Source organism: Streptomyces sp. NPDC058685 (assembly GCF_042714725.1).
Classification (GTDB): domain Bacteria; phylum Actinomycetota; class Actinomycetes; order Streptomycetales; family Streptomycetaceae; genus Streptomyces.
The window spans coordinates 43,075-57,118 of the sequence record NZ_JBHXSL010000048.1 but is presented as its reverse complement, the minus strand read 5'-3'; the positions used below and the strand labels follow the sequence as shown (position 1 = coordinate 57,118).

Genomic DNA, 14,044 nt, shown 5'->3' with positions numbered 1-14,044 from the left:
GTTCTCAAGGAACGGACGCTTCCTTTGTACTCACCCTCTCGGGCTTTCCTCCGGGCGCTTCCCTTCGGTCTTGCGTTTCCAACCCTACCAGATTCATTTTCCGTTCCGTTTCCGGTGGAGTTTGAATCCGATGGCCGATTGGAGTGGCCTTTTGCCTTTCGGCTGCACCGACTTTATCAGAAGCATTTCGGCCGAGCTAATCGGCCTGAGCGATCCGGATAAGGAGTCGATTGGCTCTGCGGAAATTTGAATTTCCGTTGAGAGCGAGAGAGACATTATCAACTGCTCTCGGTCTTGTCCAGTCCGAGGCAACCCTCAAAATCTACCTCCCCACATCCACCGTGTCAACGGTTTTTGCGGGCGGAGAGGACAGTAGCAGGTCAGATGGGTCGGACGCACATCACGCAGCGGCCGGGAGCTCGGCACTGCGGTCGGCCTCCTCGACGTCGCCGGTGTCGCCCGCCCGAACCGCTCGTCCGCCCAGGACGTAGACGTATGCCAGGAAGGCCAGTTCGGCGACGACGCCGATGGTGATGCGAGCCCATGTGGGCAGGCCCGAAGGGGTGACGAAGCCTTCGATCACTCCCGCCACGAAGAGCACCAGGGCCAGGCCTATGGCCATGCCGAGTGCGGCGCGCCCTTGCTGGGCCAGGGCCGTCCGGCGGGACAGAGGGCCAGGGTCGATGAGCGTCCAGCCGAGCCGTAGGCCTGTGCCCGCGGCGACAAAGACAGCGGTCAGTTCGAGGAGGCCGTGCGGCAGGACGAGTCCCAGGAACACGTCGAGGCGGCCGGCCGAGGACATCAGGCCGATACCGACGCCCAGGTTGAGCATGTTGAGGAACAGGATCCAGATCACCGGGAGGCACAGGAAGGCGCCGAGGGTGAGGCACATGGCGGCTGCCTGAGCGTTGTTCGTCCAGACCTGGGCGGCGAAGGAGGCCGCGGGGTGGCTTGAGTAGTACGTCTCGTACTCGCCACCCGGTTGCGTGAGCCGGCGGAGCTCGTCGGGCGCGCCGATCGCGGACTGGACCTCCGGGTGGGAGCCGATCCACCAGCCGATGATCGCGGCGAGGAGGGTGGAGAGGACGGCGGTCGGTACCCACCAGTGTCGGGAGCGGTACACGGCCGCCGGGAAACCCGCGGTGAGGAAGCGGACCGCGTCACGCCATGTGGCTCGCCGGGTTCCGGTGACCGTGGACCGGGCGCGCGCGACGAGTTGCGTGAGGCGGCCGGTGAGGACCGGGTCGGGCGCGCTCGACTGTATGAGGGACAGGTGCGTGGCGGTGCGCTGGTAGAGCGCGACGAGTTCGTCTGCTTCGGCGCCCGTGAGTCGGCGGCCTCGGTGCAGTAGGTGGTCCAGGCGGTCCCACTCGGCACGGTGGGCGGTCACGAAGACATCGAGGTCCATGGTCGGCTGCTGCTCCAGGCACTGGGTGCGTACGGTTCGTACTACTGCGGCGCGCTGCGGATCAGCTTGGCAGACTGATGAAGCAAGGGGCAGGGACGGTCGACGGCGGAGGGCGGCAGCGGTGAGTGCGCTAGTGACGGGGGACGCGGTCGTACTGGGGCTGCAGTCGGCGAAACTGCCGAGTCGAGCACTCGCCATCGTGATCGACCTGGTGGTCGTGTGGGCGGCTTACCTCTTCATATCCATAGGCCTCGCCGTGGCGACGGCCTCACTGGACGAGGCTGCCGTCATGGCGGTGTCGATCGCGACGTTCCTGCTGGTCCTGGTGGGTGCGCCGATAGCGGTGGAGACCCTGAGCCACGGGCGTTCGCTGGGGAAGCTCGCCTGTGGACTGCGAGTCGTACGGGACGACGGTGGGCCGATCCGGTTCCGGCACGCGCTGGTGCGTGGGGCGATGGGCGTGGTCGAGATCCTGATGTCGTTCGGGGTCATCGCCTGTATCGCGTCACTGGTGTCGGCGCGGGGCCGGCGCATCGGGGATGTGTTCGCGGGGACGCTGGTCGTGCGGGAGCGGGTGCCGGCCACGCGTGGGAATGCCTTGCCGCCTCCGCCGCCGTGGCTCGTGGGACGTTTCACGGAGTTGGACCTGTCGGCGGTGCCCGATCACCTGTGGCTGGCCATACGGCAATACCTGACGCGGATGCGCCAGTTGGACCCGGCGGTGAGCTGGTCGATGGCGGAACGGCTGGCGGGTGACCTGGCCGACCGTACGGGGGCGCCCGCGCCGCAGGGTGTGCCGCCGGCCGCCTATCTGGCCGCTGTGGTGAACGAGCGGCAGACGCGCGACGCACGACGGGCCTTCGGGGCGGGGAGTGCTGGACATGCTGGAGGTGCGCCGATGACCGGAGTCGGTCGCATGCCGGCGGCCGTAACCGGTTTCGGCTCCCCGGCCGCCGGAGCGACCAACGCTGCTGGTGTGCGTGTCGATATGGGTGCGGCAACCAGGAGCCCTGCGGCCTCTGGTGCGGGCCGGACCATCGGTGACGGTGAGTCTGCCGGTTCCCCGGCGACACCCGTCGCGCTCGGTCTGACCAAGGATGCCCATCCCCGCACCCCGGCCGAGCCGTCCCGCGGTGCCGGTGATCGCGCCGATGGCGGCGCACCGAAGTTGACGGGATTCGCGCCGCCCGCGTAGGTGCCGGCACCCCGACCGCCAGCAGCTACCGGGGCCGCCCGGTGGGCTCCACCGGCCTGCCGGTGATCGCTCGTCAGGGCAGGACGGACGGCGGCGTCTCGAGGTCCTCGAGTTCGATGCCGGGCGCCGCGAGAACCACGTCCCCCGCGATGTGCACCGTGTGCTGCTCCCCCGTGTCCAGGGCGCTGACCTGGTATTCGTCCACGGTCAGAGGGCCATTGTCAGTGGCATGCGCTTCACTCTTCACCAGGGCCCAGGACTGATCGACAGTGCGGGGAGCGAGGACTGGATCCGTGAAGGCGACCAGGCGGACGCGCGTCGCCGGGGAGCCGGGGGTGAGGTGCAGCAGGCGGGCGGTCGCGATGAGGAAGGCGGGGGAAGTGCCGGTGAAGGCGTGGGCGCGGACATTGCCTTCGGTGGCATGAGTGCCGGTGGGGTCGGTGCGGACCCACGTGACGCCGTCGAGCGCGGCGCCACGGACCTGCCAGCTCGATGCGTGGAGTTCGAGGCGGATGGGGCGGCCGAGTTCGTCGAGGGCGAGGTCGACGGAGCCGGCGTGATCGCCGGAGGGGGTGGTGATCTGCGAGACGTAGCGCCAGCCGGACGGACCGGGGGCGCATTGGAAGTGTTCGTTGCCGAGGGGGGTGTGATCGTGCGGATCGTGGAGCGAATAGCGGCCGCGGGGCATGGGGGCGTCGGTGTCCTTGGGCGGTGAGGCTCGTGCCGGAGAGCCGGAGCCGTTCGGGGAGCGTACGGGGCAGGCCCCCGACACGGGGGTGCGGGGGCCTGCCTGGTGCCGCTGCCGGCTGTGCTGTCTGTTGGCCACTGGCTGCTGACGGCCGCATGCGACGGGTGGTGTGACGGCCACCCGCCGCTGTGGCTCCGGCTGCCGCCGCCGGTAGCTGCGCGGCTGCCATCGGCCGCCGCTGGTTTTCCGGCTGCCTTCGGCCGAGCCCGTCGCTCGGGTCCGACCGGTCGGCCGACTGTCCACCCGCGCCATCCAGGGGGCAGCCGGCCGGGGTCGGCAGACGATCAGTAGCGGTAGTGGTCCGACTTGTACGGGCCCTCGACCTGCACACCGATGTACGAGGCCTGCTCGGGGCGGAGCGTCGTGAGCTTCACGCCGAGTGCGTCCAGGTGCAGCCGCGCGACCTTCTCGTCGAGGTGCTTCGGCAGCACGTAGACGTCGGTCGGGTACTCCTGCGGCTTGGTGAAGAGCTCGATCTGCGCCAGGGTCTGGTCGGCGAAGCTGTTGGACATCACGAACGAGGGGTGACCCGTCGCGTTGCCCAGGTTCAGCAGGCGGCCCTCCGACAGCACGATGATGACCTTGCCGTCGGGGAACTTCCAGGTGTGGACCTGGGGCTTGACCTCGTCCTTGACGATGCCCGGGATTTGCGCCAGGCCGGCCATGTCGATCTCGTTGTCGAAGTGGCCGATGTTCCCGACGATGGCCTGGTGCTTCATCTTGGCCATGTCGGCGGCCATGATGATGTCCTTGTTGCCGGTGGTGGTGATGAACAGGTCGGCCGTGCCGACGACCTCGTCGAGCGTGGTGACCTGGTAACCGTCCATCGCCGCCTGGAGGGCGCAGATGGGGTCGATCTCGGTGATGATCACGCGGGCGCCCTGGCCGCGGAGGGACTCCGCGCAGCCCTTGCCGACGTCGCCGTAGCCGCAGACGACCGCGACCTTGCCGCCGATCAGGACGTCGGTGGCGCGGTTGATGCCGTCGACGAGCGAGTGGCGGCAGCCGTACTTGTTGTCGAACTTGGACTTGGTGACCGCGTCGTTGACGTTGATCGCCGGGAAGAGGAGGGTGCCGTCGCGGTGCATCTCGTACAGACGGTGAACACCGGTGGTGGTCTCTTCGGTGACGCCGCGGATCTCGGACGCCAGGCGGGTCCACTTCTGCGGGTCCTCGGAGAGGGTGCGGTTCAGCAGGCGGAGGATGTAGGCGTACTCCTCGCTGTCCGCGGTGGCCGGGTCGGGTGCCTCGCCGGCCTTCTCGAACTCGACGCCCTTGTGGACCAGGAGCGTGGCGTCACCGCCGTCGTCGAGGATCATGTTCGGACCGCCGGTGGGCGTGCCGGGCCAGGTCAGCGCCTGCTCCGTGCACCACCAGTACTCCTCCAGCGTCTCGCCCTTCCAGGCGAAGACCGGGACGCCCGCGGGGCTGTCCGGCGTGCCGTTGGGGCCGACCGCGATCGCGGCGGCGGCGTGGTCCTGGGTGGAGAAGATGTTGCAGGACGCCCAGCGGACCTCGGCGCCGAGGGCGACCAGGGTCTCGATGAGGACGGCGGTCTGCACGGTCATGTGCAGCGAGCCGGTGATGCGGGCGCCGGCGAGCGGCTGCTGCGCGGCGTACTCCTTGCGGATCGACATCAGGCCGGGCATCTCGTGCTCGGCGAGGGTGATCTCCTTGCGGCCGAAGTCGGCGAGCGAAAGGTCGGCGACCTTGAAGTCCTGGCCGGTGGCGACAGTCGTCATGGGCGAGCTGCTCCTCGTGGTGTGGGTCGAGGTGGGTACGGCTGGCTCTGCGGCGGCGGACACAGGAATGCCCGGGCCACTCGCAGCGCAGTCCGTCGGAGGCCCTCTCTCCCTCGGTCGGTCCGTCAGGACCGCCCGACCGCCATCAGCAGCGACGTCTGAGTCTGGTCACGAATCTACACCGATCCCTGCGGTCGACCCCAGCCCGCCCCGGGGCGGGATTCGGCCACATCCCAGGCCCCTTGTCCCTTAAGTGCCGGGCCACCAGGGCTTTTGATGTGGCGCAAACGTGTTGCACGATGCTGCGGGATCGGGAATCTGCACGATCTGCGCCACAAGCGTTAGGAGAAACACGTGACCAGTCCGGAGAGCGAGAAGCGGAAGGTCAGGCTGCTCGCGGTGACCGCCTGTCCGACCGGCATCGCGCACACCTACATGGCCGCGGAGAAGCTGGCACAGGCCGCGGAGGCGCTCGGCGTCGAGATCAAGGTGGAGACGCAGGGCTCCATCGGCGCCGAGAACGTCTTGACTGACAACGATGTCAGAAACGCTGACGGCATCATCATCGCCGCCGACAAGGACGTCGACCGCAGCCGTTTCGTGGGCAAGAAGGTGCTGGCCGTCGGGGTGGCCGAAGGGATCCATCACCCGGAGAACCTGATCGAGCAGGTGCAGAGCGCGCCCGTGCACACTGCGGACGGCGGCAGTGGCGGCGGATCCGGGGCGGCCGGGGGCGGCAAGGAGCGCAGCACCGTCTACAAGGCGCTGATGAACGGCGTCTCGTACATGATCCCGTTCGTGGTCGTCGGCGGACTGCTCATCGCGATATCCCTCGCCCTCGGCGGTGACGCGACGGCCAAGGGCTATGTGATCCCCGAGGGGAGTTTCTGGGCGGATGTGAACGCCGTCGGTGTCATCGGCTTCGAGCTGATGATCCCGATTCTGTCCGGATACATCGCCTACGCGATCGCCGACCGGCCCGCGCTGGTGCCGGGCATGATCGGGGGCTGGATCGCCGGGCACGGGGAGTTCTACGACTCCGAGGCGGGCGCGGGGTTCATCGGCGCCATCGTCACCGGGTTCCTGGCCGGATATCTGGTCCTGTGGATCAAGAAGGTCAAGGTCCCCAGGTTCGCGCAGCCGATCATGCCGATCATCGTGATCCCGATCGTGGCGACGACCGCGCTGAGTCTGTTCTTCATCTACGTCATCGGCGAACCCATCGCCTGGGTGTTCACGCATCTCACCGACTGGCTGAGCGGGATGACCGGAACCAGTGCGGTACTGCTGGGTGCGCTGCTGGGACTCATGATCGCGTTCGACATGGGCGGCCCGGTCAACAAGACCGCGTTCCTCTTCGGCGCCGGGCTCATCGCGACCGGCAACCAGACCGTCATGGGTATGTGCGCGGCAGCGATCCCGGTGATGCCGCTCGGTCAGGGGCTCGCCACGCTGATACGGCGCCGGCTCTACTCGCAGCAGGAGCGCGAGACGGGTATGGCCGCGCTGTTCATGGGCATGTTCGGCATCTCCGAGGGCGCGATTCCGTTCGCGGCCGCCCGGCCCGCGCAGGTGATCCCGGCGAACATGCTCGGTGGTGCGGTGGCCGGCGCCATCGCCGGTGTCGCCTCGGTCGAGGACGCGGTACCGCACGGCGGACCGATCGTGGCGGTGCTCGGGGCGATCGGCGGGGTGCCGATGTTCTTCCTCGCCGTGGCCGTCGGCACCCTCGTCACGGCGATCACGACGAACGCGCTGATCGACATCAAGGAGCGCGGCAGCCGCGGTGAGGCCGCACTCGCGACCGCGGGAGCCGGACCCGCGACGGGGACCGGGCCTCTGGTACCCGAGCCGGTGCTCGCCGGCGCCGGGACGGGCGCCGGCACCGCGGCCGTACTCACGAAGGCACCTGCCGCTCCCCCGTCGGCCTCCGGCGCCACCGAGCCCCAGGCCGAGCCCGAGGCTGAGCCCCAAGCCGAGCCCGAGGCTGAGCCCAAGGCCGAGCACATGGCCGGGACCGGGGCTGCGGGCGACGAGGTGCTGTCCGGGTATCTCACCGGGCAGACCGTGCAGGTGCGCCTGGAGGCGGAGACCAAGGATGCCGCCATCCGCGAGATGGCCGCGATGCTCGCCACCACCGGGAAGGTCGCCGATCTGGACGCGCTGGTGGCGGCGGCGTTCGCCCGTGAGGAGCAGGGCTCCACGGGGCTCGGCGAGGAGATCGCCATTCCGCACGCCAAGACCGACGCGGTCACGGCGCCGGTGGTCGGGTTCGCGCGGTCGGCCGAGGGCGTGGAGTGGGGTTCGCTCGACGGCACGCAGGCCAAGTTGATCTTCATGATCACGGTGCCGGAGGCGGCCGCGGGCGACGAACACCTGAGGATCCTCGCGATGCTCTCGCGCAAGCTGATGGACACCGGCTTCCGTGAGCGGTTGTCGGCCGCGCCCGACGAGGCGGCGGTCCTCGCGGTGTTGCGCGAAGTTCAGTAGCCGTACGCCTGCCGGCACAGGTGCGTGCAGGGGCGGGCAGTAGGCATGACTCAGGGCCATGCACCCCGGGCCCCGCGCGGGCGTCGCGCGGGGCCCGGGCTCTGTGCGGGCCGGGGTGACGACGTGGGGGGACCACATGACAGCCCGACGGTCGAAGCGGAATCCGCGTGGTGCCGGGTTGGTGCTGCTGGCGGCGGGCCTGCTGGGAATGGCGGGGACGCTGGTGCCGCTCATGGGGTACTCGGTGCGCGCCGCGAGCGGCGATTCGATGACCCCCGGGTATGCGCAGGGCGACGCCGTCTTCTTCGAGGAGGCGGGTCCCGATGACGTACGGCGCGGCGACATCGTCCTGTTCCGCGCTCCGGCTCCCGTCGGCCAGGAGACGATGAAGCGGGTCGTGGGCGTCGGCGGTGACTCCGTCGCCTGCTGCGACAGCGGTGAGCGGGTCACCGTGAACGGGAAGCCGCTGCGAGAGCCGTACCTCAGGGACGGAGACGCGGTCGGCGGTGCGCCTCCGTACGACGTGAAGGTGCCGGACGGGCAGGTCTTCCTGCTCGGGGACAACCGGATGGATTCGCTCGACTCGCGCTTCTTCGAAGGCGGCGGCACGGTGCCGGTGGCGGCGGTGAAGGGACGTGCGGACGACACCGCCGTGCCCGTGCTGCTGGTCGCGGGTGTCGTGGTCTCGGGCGTGGCCCTGCCGGCCGGAGCGGGGCTCGCTCTGGCCGGCTGGGTGGCGGGGCGGCGTCGTGCACGGGCGGCCGGGCAGTTTCCCGGGCGGCCGGGTGCGCCGCCGACTGCCCCGGCCCGACCGACCGGCACACGATGACCTCATGAGAAGCGACCAACGCAAGGGCCCCCGGACCACGTGGTCCGGGGGCCCTTCTCCGCGCATGCGGGATGCCGTTCGCGCGCCCGAGGCGTCAGTGCGCCGCGTCCGGGGCCGGGCCGCCGCCCGGGGACTTCGCCGGGTTCACACCCGCCTCGGCCGCCGCCGCGTCGTAGATGTCCGGCTCCAGGTAGATCACACGGGCGATCGGGACGGCGGCGCGGATGCGGTCCTCGGCGGCGTTGATCGCGTGGGCGATCTCCGTGGCCGTGTCGTCGTGCTCCACCGCGACCTTCGCCGCGACCAGAAGCTCTTCCGGACCGAGGTGCAGGGTGCGCATGTGGATGATGCGCGTGACCACCTCGCCGTCCACCAGGGCCTTCTTGATCTTCTCGACGTCCTCGACACCGGCCGCCTCGCCCAGCAGGAGCGACTTCGTCTCCGCGGCCAGGACGATCGCGATGACGATCAGCAGGACACCGATGCAGAGCGTGCCGATGCCGTCCCACACGCCGTTGCCCGTGCCCAGCGCGAGACCGACGCCGCCGAGCGCCAGGAACAGACCGACCAGCGCGCCCAGGTCCTCCAGCAGGACGACGGGGAGCTCCGGTGCCTTGGCCCGGCGCACGAACTGCGTCCAGGACAGCGCACCGCGGATCGCGTTGGACTCCTTGATGGCCGTACGGAAGGAGAACGTCTCGGCGATGATCGCGAAGACGAGGACGCCGACCGGCCAGTACCAGGCCTCGATCGGGTGCGGGTGCTTGATCTTCTCGTAGCCCTCGTAGATCGCGAACATGCCGCCGACCGAGAAGAGGACGATGGAGACCAGGAAGGCGTAGATGTAGCGCTCGCGGCCGTAGCCGAAGGGGTGTTGCGGGGTCGCCTCGCGCTGGGCCTTCTTCCCGCCGAGGAGCAGCAGGCCCTGGTTGCCCGAGTCGGCGAGCGAGTGGACGCTTTCGGCGAGCATCGACGACGAGCCGCTGAACAGGAACGCCACGAACTTCGCTACCGCGATTGCGAGGTTGGCGGCCAGTGCCGCCACGATCGCCTTGGTTCCGCCTGACGCGCTCATGTGTGCGGTATGTCCCTTCGTCCTGACGTCGGTCGCCGGTTCGGTCTTTGCCCGGTCTTTGCGGTGCGCCATTGTTGCAGCACCGGAAGGCGGCCGGCGTCAGACCACCACAGTGGCGCGGAAGAGGGTTCCGGTACCGCCCCTGGTGCCCGCGATCTCCGTCTTGTCACCTGCGGGGACGAACACGGACTCCCCCGGTGCGAGCGTCAGTTCGCCCACGGTGACGCCGCCCGCGGTGCAGAGCAGGATCTGCGGGGTGGGCGCGGTGATGTCGCGTGCGGCCGCTCCCGGCGCGATGACGAAACGCGAGAGACGGAACTCGTCGGTGGGGGTGTCGTACAACTCCTCACCGGACGCGGATGCCTCCGGGCGCAGCACTCCGGGGTCGCCCGCCTCGAAGCGGACGATGCGCAGCAGTTCGGGGACGTCCACGTGCTTGGGCGTCAGTCCGCAGCGCAGGACGTTGTCGGAGTTGGCCATGATCTCGACGCCGAGGCCGTCGAGATACGCGTGCGGGACTCCGGCACCGAGGAACAGGGCCTCACCGGGCTGCAGTTGAACATGGTTGAGCAGCATCGCGGCGATGACGCCCGGGTCGCCCGGGTAGTGGTGGGCGATGGCGGCGTACGGGATGTAGGGGCCGCCGAGCCGTTCCGCGGCGAGCGCGGCCGCGTGGACGGTCTTCGTCATCTCCTCGGGGTCGGCGGTCAGCACCGCGGTCAGGACCTCGCGGAGCGCGGCCTCCTCCGGACCGGCGTGCAGCAGATCGACGTACGGCTCCAGCGTGTCGACGCCGAGGCCGGCGAGCAGTCCTGCGGCCTCCAGCGGGTCCCGGAATCCGCACAGGCCGTCGAACGGCGTGAGCGCGCAGATCAGTTCGGGCTTGTGGTTGGCGTCCTTGTAGTTGCGGTGCGGGGCGTCGAGCGGGACGCCGGCGCTCTCCTCGGCGGCGTAACCCGCCTTCGCCTGTTCGAGGTTCGGATGCACCTGGAGGGAGAGCGGGCCGCCCGCGGCGAGGATCTTGAGGAGGAAGGGGAGACGCGGGCCGAACTTCTCGACGGCCGCGCCGCCGAGTTCGCCGACCGGGTCCGCGGCGATCACGTCCGACAGCGCCCGCTCACCCGCCTCCCGGGTGAGCCGGGACGGAGCGCCCGGGTGGGCGCCCATCCACATCTCGGCCTGCGGCTCGCCGGTGGGTTCGATACCGAGCAGCTCCGGGATCGCGGTCGTGGATCCCCAGGCGTAGGGGCGCACGGTGTTGGCGAGGCGGTCCATGATCTTTCGGCTTCTCCCTGCTTCATTGCTGTACTGCGGTGGTGCGGTGAAACGGCGCTGCGGTGGGTGCCACGGCGCTGTGGTGCTGTGGTGCCGCGGTGCCGCGGTGCTACGCAGGGTTGCCCAGCGCGGCGAGCGCCAGGTAAACAGCGGCGAAATCGGTGACGGCGAGCAGCTCGGCGATGGATTCCAGCTCCGAGCCCTCCTCGGGTTCCAGCTCGCTGATCGGGGTGTCGTGACCGAGCGCCAGTTCACGCGCCGCGGGGGCTGCGGTCAGGCCGCCGACCGGCCGGTCGCGCAGCAGGACGACCCGGGCCCGCAGCGCCTGCGGCTCCTCCACCCGGTCGCGGAAGAAGTCGTCCGGGTCGGCGCCCGCGGCGAAGTCACTGACGAGGAGCCCGCCGTGCGCCGGGAGCGCTTCGGGCAGCTCGGCGGCGAGCGCGGGGCATCCGGCCAGCTCGGCCAGTACCGCGGCGAACCGGCGGCCCACCGGCCCCGCTCCCCCGCCTTCCGTCCAGACCAGCGGAAGGCTGTCGGCGAGTTCGGCGGCGAGTGTCTTGGCCGGATTGCTGTACGTGGCGATCGCCGGGCCGCAGCGCTCGGCGGTGCGGTCCAGACGGTCCGCCACCTTCTCCAGGATCTCGGCGGGGGCCTCCAGCAGCCCGACCCGGTCGAGCAGGGCCAGCAGCGGGGTGAACAGCGCCCACAGCGCGCCGGGGCTCGCGGCCTGCGTCTCCTCGTACAGCTCGTGCGGGGCGGTGGCCATCGGGACGACCATGCCGTGCGTACCGTCGACGGCCTCGGCGAGCGGCGAGTTGCGCGGGGCGACGGCGACGACGGTGGCACCCCGGCGGTACGCCTGCTCCGCGAGGAGCGCGAGGCCCGGTTCGCTGCCGTCGGTGGTGGCGATGAGCAGCAGGTCCACCGATCCGGCCCAGCCGGGGAGCGCCCAGCGCAGCGCGCCGGCCGCGGGTGCGACACCGGTGGGATGCAGGCGGGTGACGGGGGCGAACGCACCGGCGAGTGCGCCGATCAGATCGGCGACTCCGGTGGCGGCGTGTCCGGGGCCGGCGACGAGGACGGCACGGGGGCGGCCCTCGGGCTTCAGCTCGGAGATGCCGGCCTCCGCGGCGTGCCGGGCGGCGGTGCGGACCCGCGCCCCGGCCTCGGCGGCGCCACGGAGCAGTCCTCGGCGATCGGCTCGGGCCAGGGCTTCCGGATCGTCGAGGAGCGACTCGTCGAGCATGGGATGGGGTCTCCGATCGCCGTGCGGTGGTGGGTCAGGCGGGGCGGCGTGCTTCGTCGACGAGAAGGACGGGGATGCCATCGCGTACGGGGTAGGCCAAGCCGCAGTCCTTGCCGGTGCAGATCAGCTCGGGGGTCTCCTCCGCCGTGCTGTCGCTGAGCGGTGCGTGGCAGGCCGGGCAGGCGAGGATCTCCAGGAGACCGGCTTCGAGCGGCATGTGTGAGGTTCCCTTCGGGGCGGACCGTGTGCGGTGGTCGCCGAACACGCGGTCGCGGTCATGCGGATTGGGCCACGTCAGCCTACCGCCGGGGGGCGAGGTGCGGCGCGTTCTGGGGGTGCCCGTGCGGGCGGCGTACGGGGCGCCTGCGCCCTCGGAAGCCCGGGGCGGCGTGCGGGGCGCCCGCACCCCGAAGACTCAGGGCCGGCGACTCGGCTGCCTGCCCGGCGTCCCCTGAGGCTCCGGCTACGTCGTGCCCGGAGGCTCGGGCCCGGCGTGCGGGCCCGAGCCTCGTACCCACCCGCACACGCCGCCCGCACACCGCACGCACCGCACCCCGCCGACCCGGCACGCATCACCCGACCGTGCCGGGCACCGCGCGCCGCACCCGCTGCCTGCCTCGAGCCCCGCACCCGCTGCCTGCCTCGAGCCCCAGGCCTACGCCTCAGCTCTCCCGCACCAGCCCCAGGACCTCGTCTCGCACCTTCGCCATCGTCGCCTCGTCCCGTGCCTCCACGTTCAGGCGCAGCAGCGGTTCCGTGTTCGAGGGGCGGAGGTTGAACCACCAGTCGTCGGCCGACACCGTCAGGCCGTCCAGTTCGTCCGTCGTCACGCCGGGCCGCTGCGCGAATTCCGCCTTCACCGCCGCGGTGCGGCCCGCCTGGTCCGCGACCGTGGAGTTGATCTCGCCGGAGCCGCGGTAGCGGTCGTACTGCGCGACGAGCGCGGACAGCGGGCCGTCCTGGGAGCCGAGCGCGGCCAGGACGTGGAGGGCCGCGAGCATGCCGGTGTCCGCGTTCCAGAAGTCGCGGAAGTAGTAGTGGGCCGAGTGCTCACCGCCGAAGATCGCTCCCGTCCGCGCCATCTCCTGCTTGATGAAGGAGTGGCCGACGCGGGTGCGGACCGGCTTGCCGCCGTTCTCGCGGACGACCTCGGGGACCGACCAGGACGTGATCAGGTTGTGGATCACCGTGCCGCCGGGGTGCTTCGCCAGTTCCCGGGCCGCGACGAGTGCCGTGATCGCGGACGGGGAGATGCCCTCGCCGCGCTCGTCGACGACGAAGCAGCGGTCGGCGTCCCCGTCGAAGGCGATGCCGAGGTCGGCGCCTTCCAGCCGGACGCGCTCCTGGAGGTCGACGATGTTCGCCGGGTCCAGCGGGTTCGCCTCGTGGTTGGGGAAGGTGCCGTCCAGTTCGAAGTACATCGGGACGAGAGTGAGGGGCAGGGACGCGAAGACGGTGGGGACGGTGTGGCCGCCCATCCCGTTGCCCGCGTCGACGACGACCTTCAGCGGGCGCATCGCGGAGAGGTCCACGAGCGACAGCAGATGGGCGGCGTAGTCGGTCAGGGTGTCCCGCTCGGTCACCGTGCCGGGCGAGGACGCCGGGGCCGGGGCGCCCTCCGCGGACCATTTCTCGGCCAGCGCGCGGATGTCCGCGAGTCCGGTGTCCTGGCCGACCGGGGCCGCGCCGGCCCGGCACATCTTGATGCCGTTGTACTGCGCCGGATTGTGCGAGGCGGTGAACATCGCGCCGGGCAGGTCGTAGTGCCCGGACGCGAAGTACAGCTGGTCCGTCGAGCAGAGCCCGATCAGGGTGACGTCGGCGCCGCGGGCCGCCGCGCCGCGGGCGAAGGCGCCCGACAGCCCGGGTGACGTGGGGCGCATGTCATGGCCGACGACGATCGCGTCCGCGCCCGTCACCTGCACGAAGGCTGCCCCGAACAGCTCGGCCAGCGCCTCGTCCCACTGGTCCGGCACCACCCCGCGGACGTCGTACGCCTTGACGATCTGCGACAGATCAGCGGTCACGTGCCATCC

The 14,044-nt window shown here is 70.6% G+C and carries 12 protein-coding genes; 4 read left to right on the top strand and 8 right to left on the bottom strand.

The features are described 5' to 3' along the window. On the top strand, positions 1–250 hold a 250-nt coding region (locus tag ACFWU3_RS29200; protein ID WP_384443655.1), incomplete at its 5' end, for a hypothetical protein. 150 nt (positions 251–400) lie between these two features. On the opposite strand, the gene ACFWU3_RS29195 is transcribed toward ACFWU3_RS29200, so the two are convergent. Next, on the bottom strand, positions 401–1,408 hold the full coding sequence (locus ACFWU3_RS29195; protein ID WP_384443653.1) for a stage II sporulation protein M: 1,008 nt from the start codon (positions 1,406–1,408) through the stop codon (positions 401–403). A gap of 121 nt (positions 1,409–1,529) precedes the next feature. Here ACFWU3_RS29195 and ACFWU3_RS29190 point away from each other — a divergent pair, with 121 nt between their 5' ends. Further along, positions 1,530–2,603 carry an RDD family protein gene (locus ACFWU3_RS29190; protein ID WP_384443652.1) on the top strand — a complete coding sequence of 358 codons (1,074 nt, stop codon included), beginning with the start codon at positions 1,530–1,532 and terminating at the stop codon, positions 2,601–2,603. Between the two features lie 73 nt (positions 2,604–2,676). On the opposite strand, the gene ACFWU3_RS29185 is transcribed toward ACFWU3_RS29190, so the two are convergent. Both ACFWU3_RS29185 and ahcY read right to left on the bottom strand, forming a co-directional pair. Next, positions 2,677–3,291, bottom strand: coding sequence for a hypothetical protein (locus ACFWU3_RS29185; RefSeq protein ID WP_384443650.1), 615 nt, complete (start codon positions 3,289–3,291; stop codon positions 2,677–2,679). Between the two features lie 344 nt (positions 3,292–3,635). Beyond that, the gene (ahcY, locus tag ACFWU3_RS29180; RefSeq protein ID WP_327683636.1) at positions 3,636–5,093 is read right to left on the bottom strand and encodes an adenosylhomocysteinase; all 1,458 of its coding nucleotides are present in this window, start codon (positions 5,091–5,093) and stop codon (positions 3,636–3,638) included. Between the two features lie 435 nt (positions 5,094–5,528). On the opposite strand from ahcY, the gene ACFWU3_RS29175 reads away from it, so the two are divergent. Both ACFWU3_RS29175 and lepB read left to right on the top strand, forming a co-directional pair. Continuing rightward, positions 5,529–7,583, top strand: coding sequence for a fructose-specific PTS transporter subunit EIIC (locus ACFWU3_RS29175; RefSeq protein WP_384443659.1), 2,055 nt, complete (start codon positions 5,529–5,531; stop codon positions 7,581–7,583). A gap of 136 nt (positions 7,584–7,719) precedes the next feature. Then, positions 7,720–8,412: a signal peptidase I gene (gene lepB, locus ACFWU3_RS29170; RefSeq protein WP_384443648.1), complete on the top strand. Its 693-nt coding sequence runs from the start codon at positions 7,720–7,722 to the stop codon at positions 8,410–8,412. A 94-nt stretch (positions 8,413–8,506) separates the two neighbouring features. On the opposite strand, the gene ACFWU3_RS29165 is transcribed toward lepB, so the two are convergent. The 5 genes from ACFWU3_RS29165 to ACFWU3_RS29145 all read right to left on the bottom strand — a co-directional run bounded on the left by ACFWU3_RS29165 (position 8,507) and on the right by ACFWU3_RS29145 (position 14,035). Further along, the gene (locus ACFWU3_RS29165; RefSeq protein WP_384443646.1) at positions 8,507–9,487 is read right to left on the bottom strand and encodes a cation diffusion facilitator family transporter; all 981 of its coding nucleotides are present in this window, start codon (positions 9,485–9,487) and stop codon (positions 8,507–8,509) included. Positions 9,488–9,586: 99 nt separating this feature from the next. Next, the gene (gene manA, locus ACFWU3_RS29160; protein WP_384443644.1) at positions 9,587–10,762 is read right to left on the bottom strand and encodes a mannose-6-phosphate isomerase, class I; all 1,176 of its coding nucleotides are present in this window, start codon (positions 10,760–10,762) and stop codon (positions 9,587–9,589) included. Positions 10,763–10,871: 109 nt separating this feature from the next. Continuing rightward, positions 10,872–12,008, bottom strand: a complete 1,137-nt coding sequence (locus ACFWU3_RS29155) for an SIS domain-containing protein (protein WP_384443642.1) — start codon at positions 12,006–12,008, stop codon at positions 10,872–10,874. A gap of 34 nt (positions 12,009–12,042) precedes the next feature. Further along, a complete protein-coding gene (locus tag ACFWU3_RS29150; RefSeq protein WP_384443640.1) occupies positions 12,043–12,225 on the bottom strand; it encodes a Trm112 family protein in 183 nt (60 codons plus the stop codon). 445 nt (positions 12,226–12,670) lie between these two features. Then, the gene (locus tag ACFWU3_RS29145) at positions 12,671–14,035 is read right to left on the bottom strand and encodes a phosphomannomutase/phosphoglucomutase (protein WP_384443638.1); all 1,365 of its coding nucleotides are present in this window, start codon (positions 14,033–14,035) and stop codon (positions 12,671–12,673) included. Between the last annotated feature and the right edge of the window lie 9 nt (positions 14,036–14,044).

Excerpts from the sequence above, each read along its gene's own strand:
- ACFWU3_RS29195 (WP_384443653.1), bottom strand. The coding sequence starts at position 1,408 with ATGGACCTCGATGTCTTCGTGACCGCCCACCGTGCCGAGTGGGACCGC.
- ACFWU3_RS29185 (WP_384443650.1), bottom strand. The coding sequence starts at position 3,291 with ATGCCCCGCGGCCGCTATTCGCTCCACGATCCGCACGATCACACCCCC.
- ahcY (WP_327683636.1), bottom strand. The coding sequence starts at position 5,093 with ATGACGACTGTCGCCACCGGCCAGGACTTCAAGGTCGCCGACCTTTCG.
- ACFWU3_RS29175 (WP_384443659.1), top strand. The coding sequence starts at position 5,529 with ATGGCCGCGGAGAAGCTGGCACAGGCCGCGGAGGCGCTCGGCGTCGAG.
- lepB (WP_384443648.1), top strand. The coding sequence starts at position 7,720 with ATGACAGCCCGACGGTCGAAGCGGAATCCGCGTGGTGCCGGGTTGGTG.
- ACFWU3_RS29165 (WP_384443646.1), bottom strand. The coding sequence starts at position 9,487 with ATGAGCGCGTCAGGCGGAACCAAGGCGATCGTGGCGGCACTGGCCGCC.
- manA (WP_384443644.1), bottom strand. The coding sequence starts at position 10,762 with ATGGACCGCCTCGCCAACACCGTGCGCCCCTACGCCTGGGGATCCACG.
- ACFWU3_RS29155 (WP_384443642.1), bottom strand. The coding sequence starts at position 12,008 with ATGCTCGACGAGTCGCTCCTCGACGATCCGGAAGCCCTGGCCCGAGCC.
- ACFWU3_RS29150 (WP_384443640.1), bottom strand. The coding sequence starts at position 12,225 with ATGCCGCTCGAAGCCGGTCTCCTGGAGATCCTCGCCTGCCCGGCCTGC.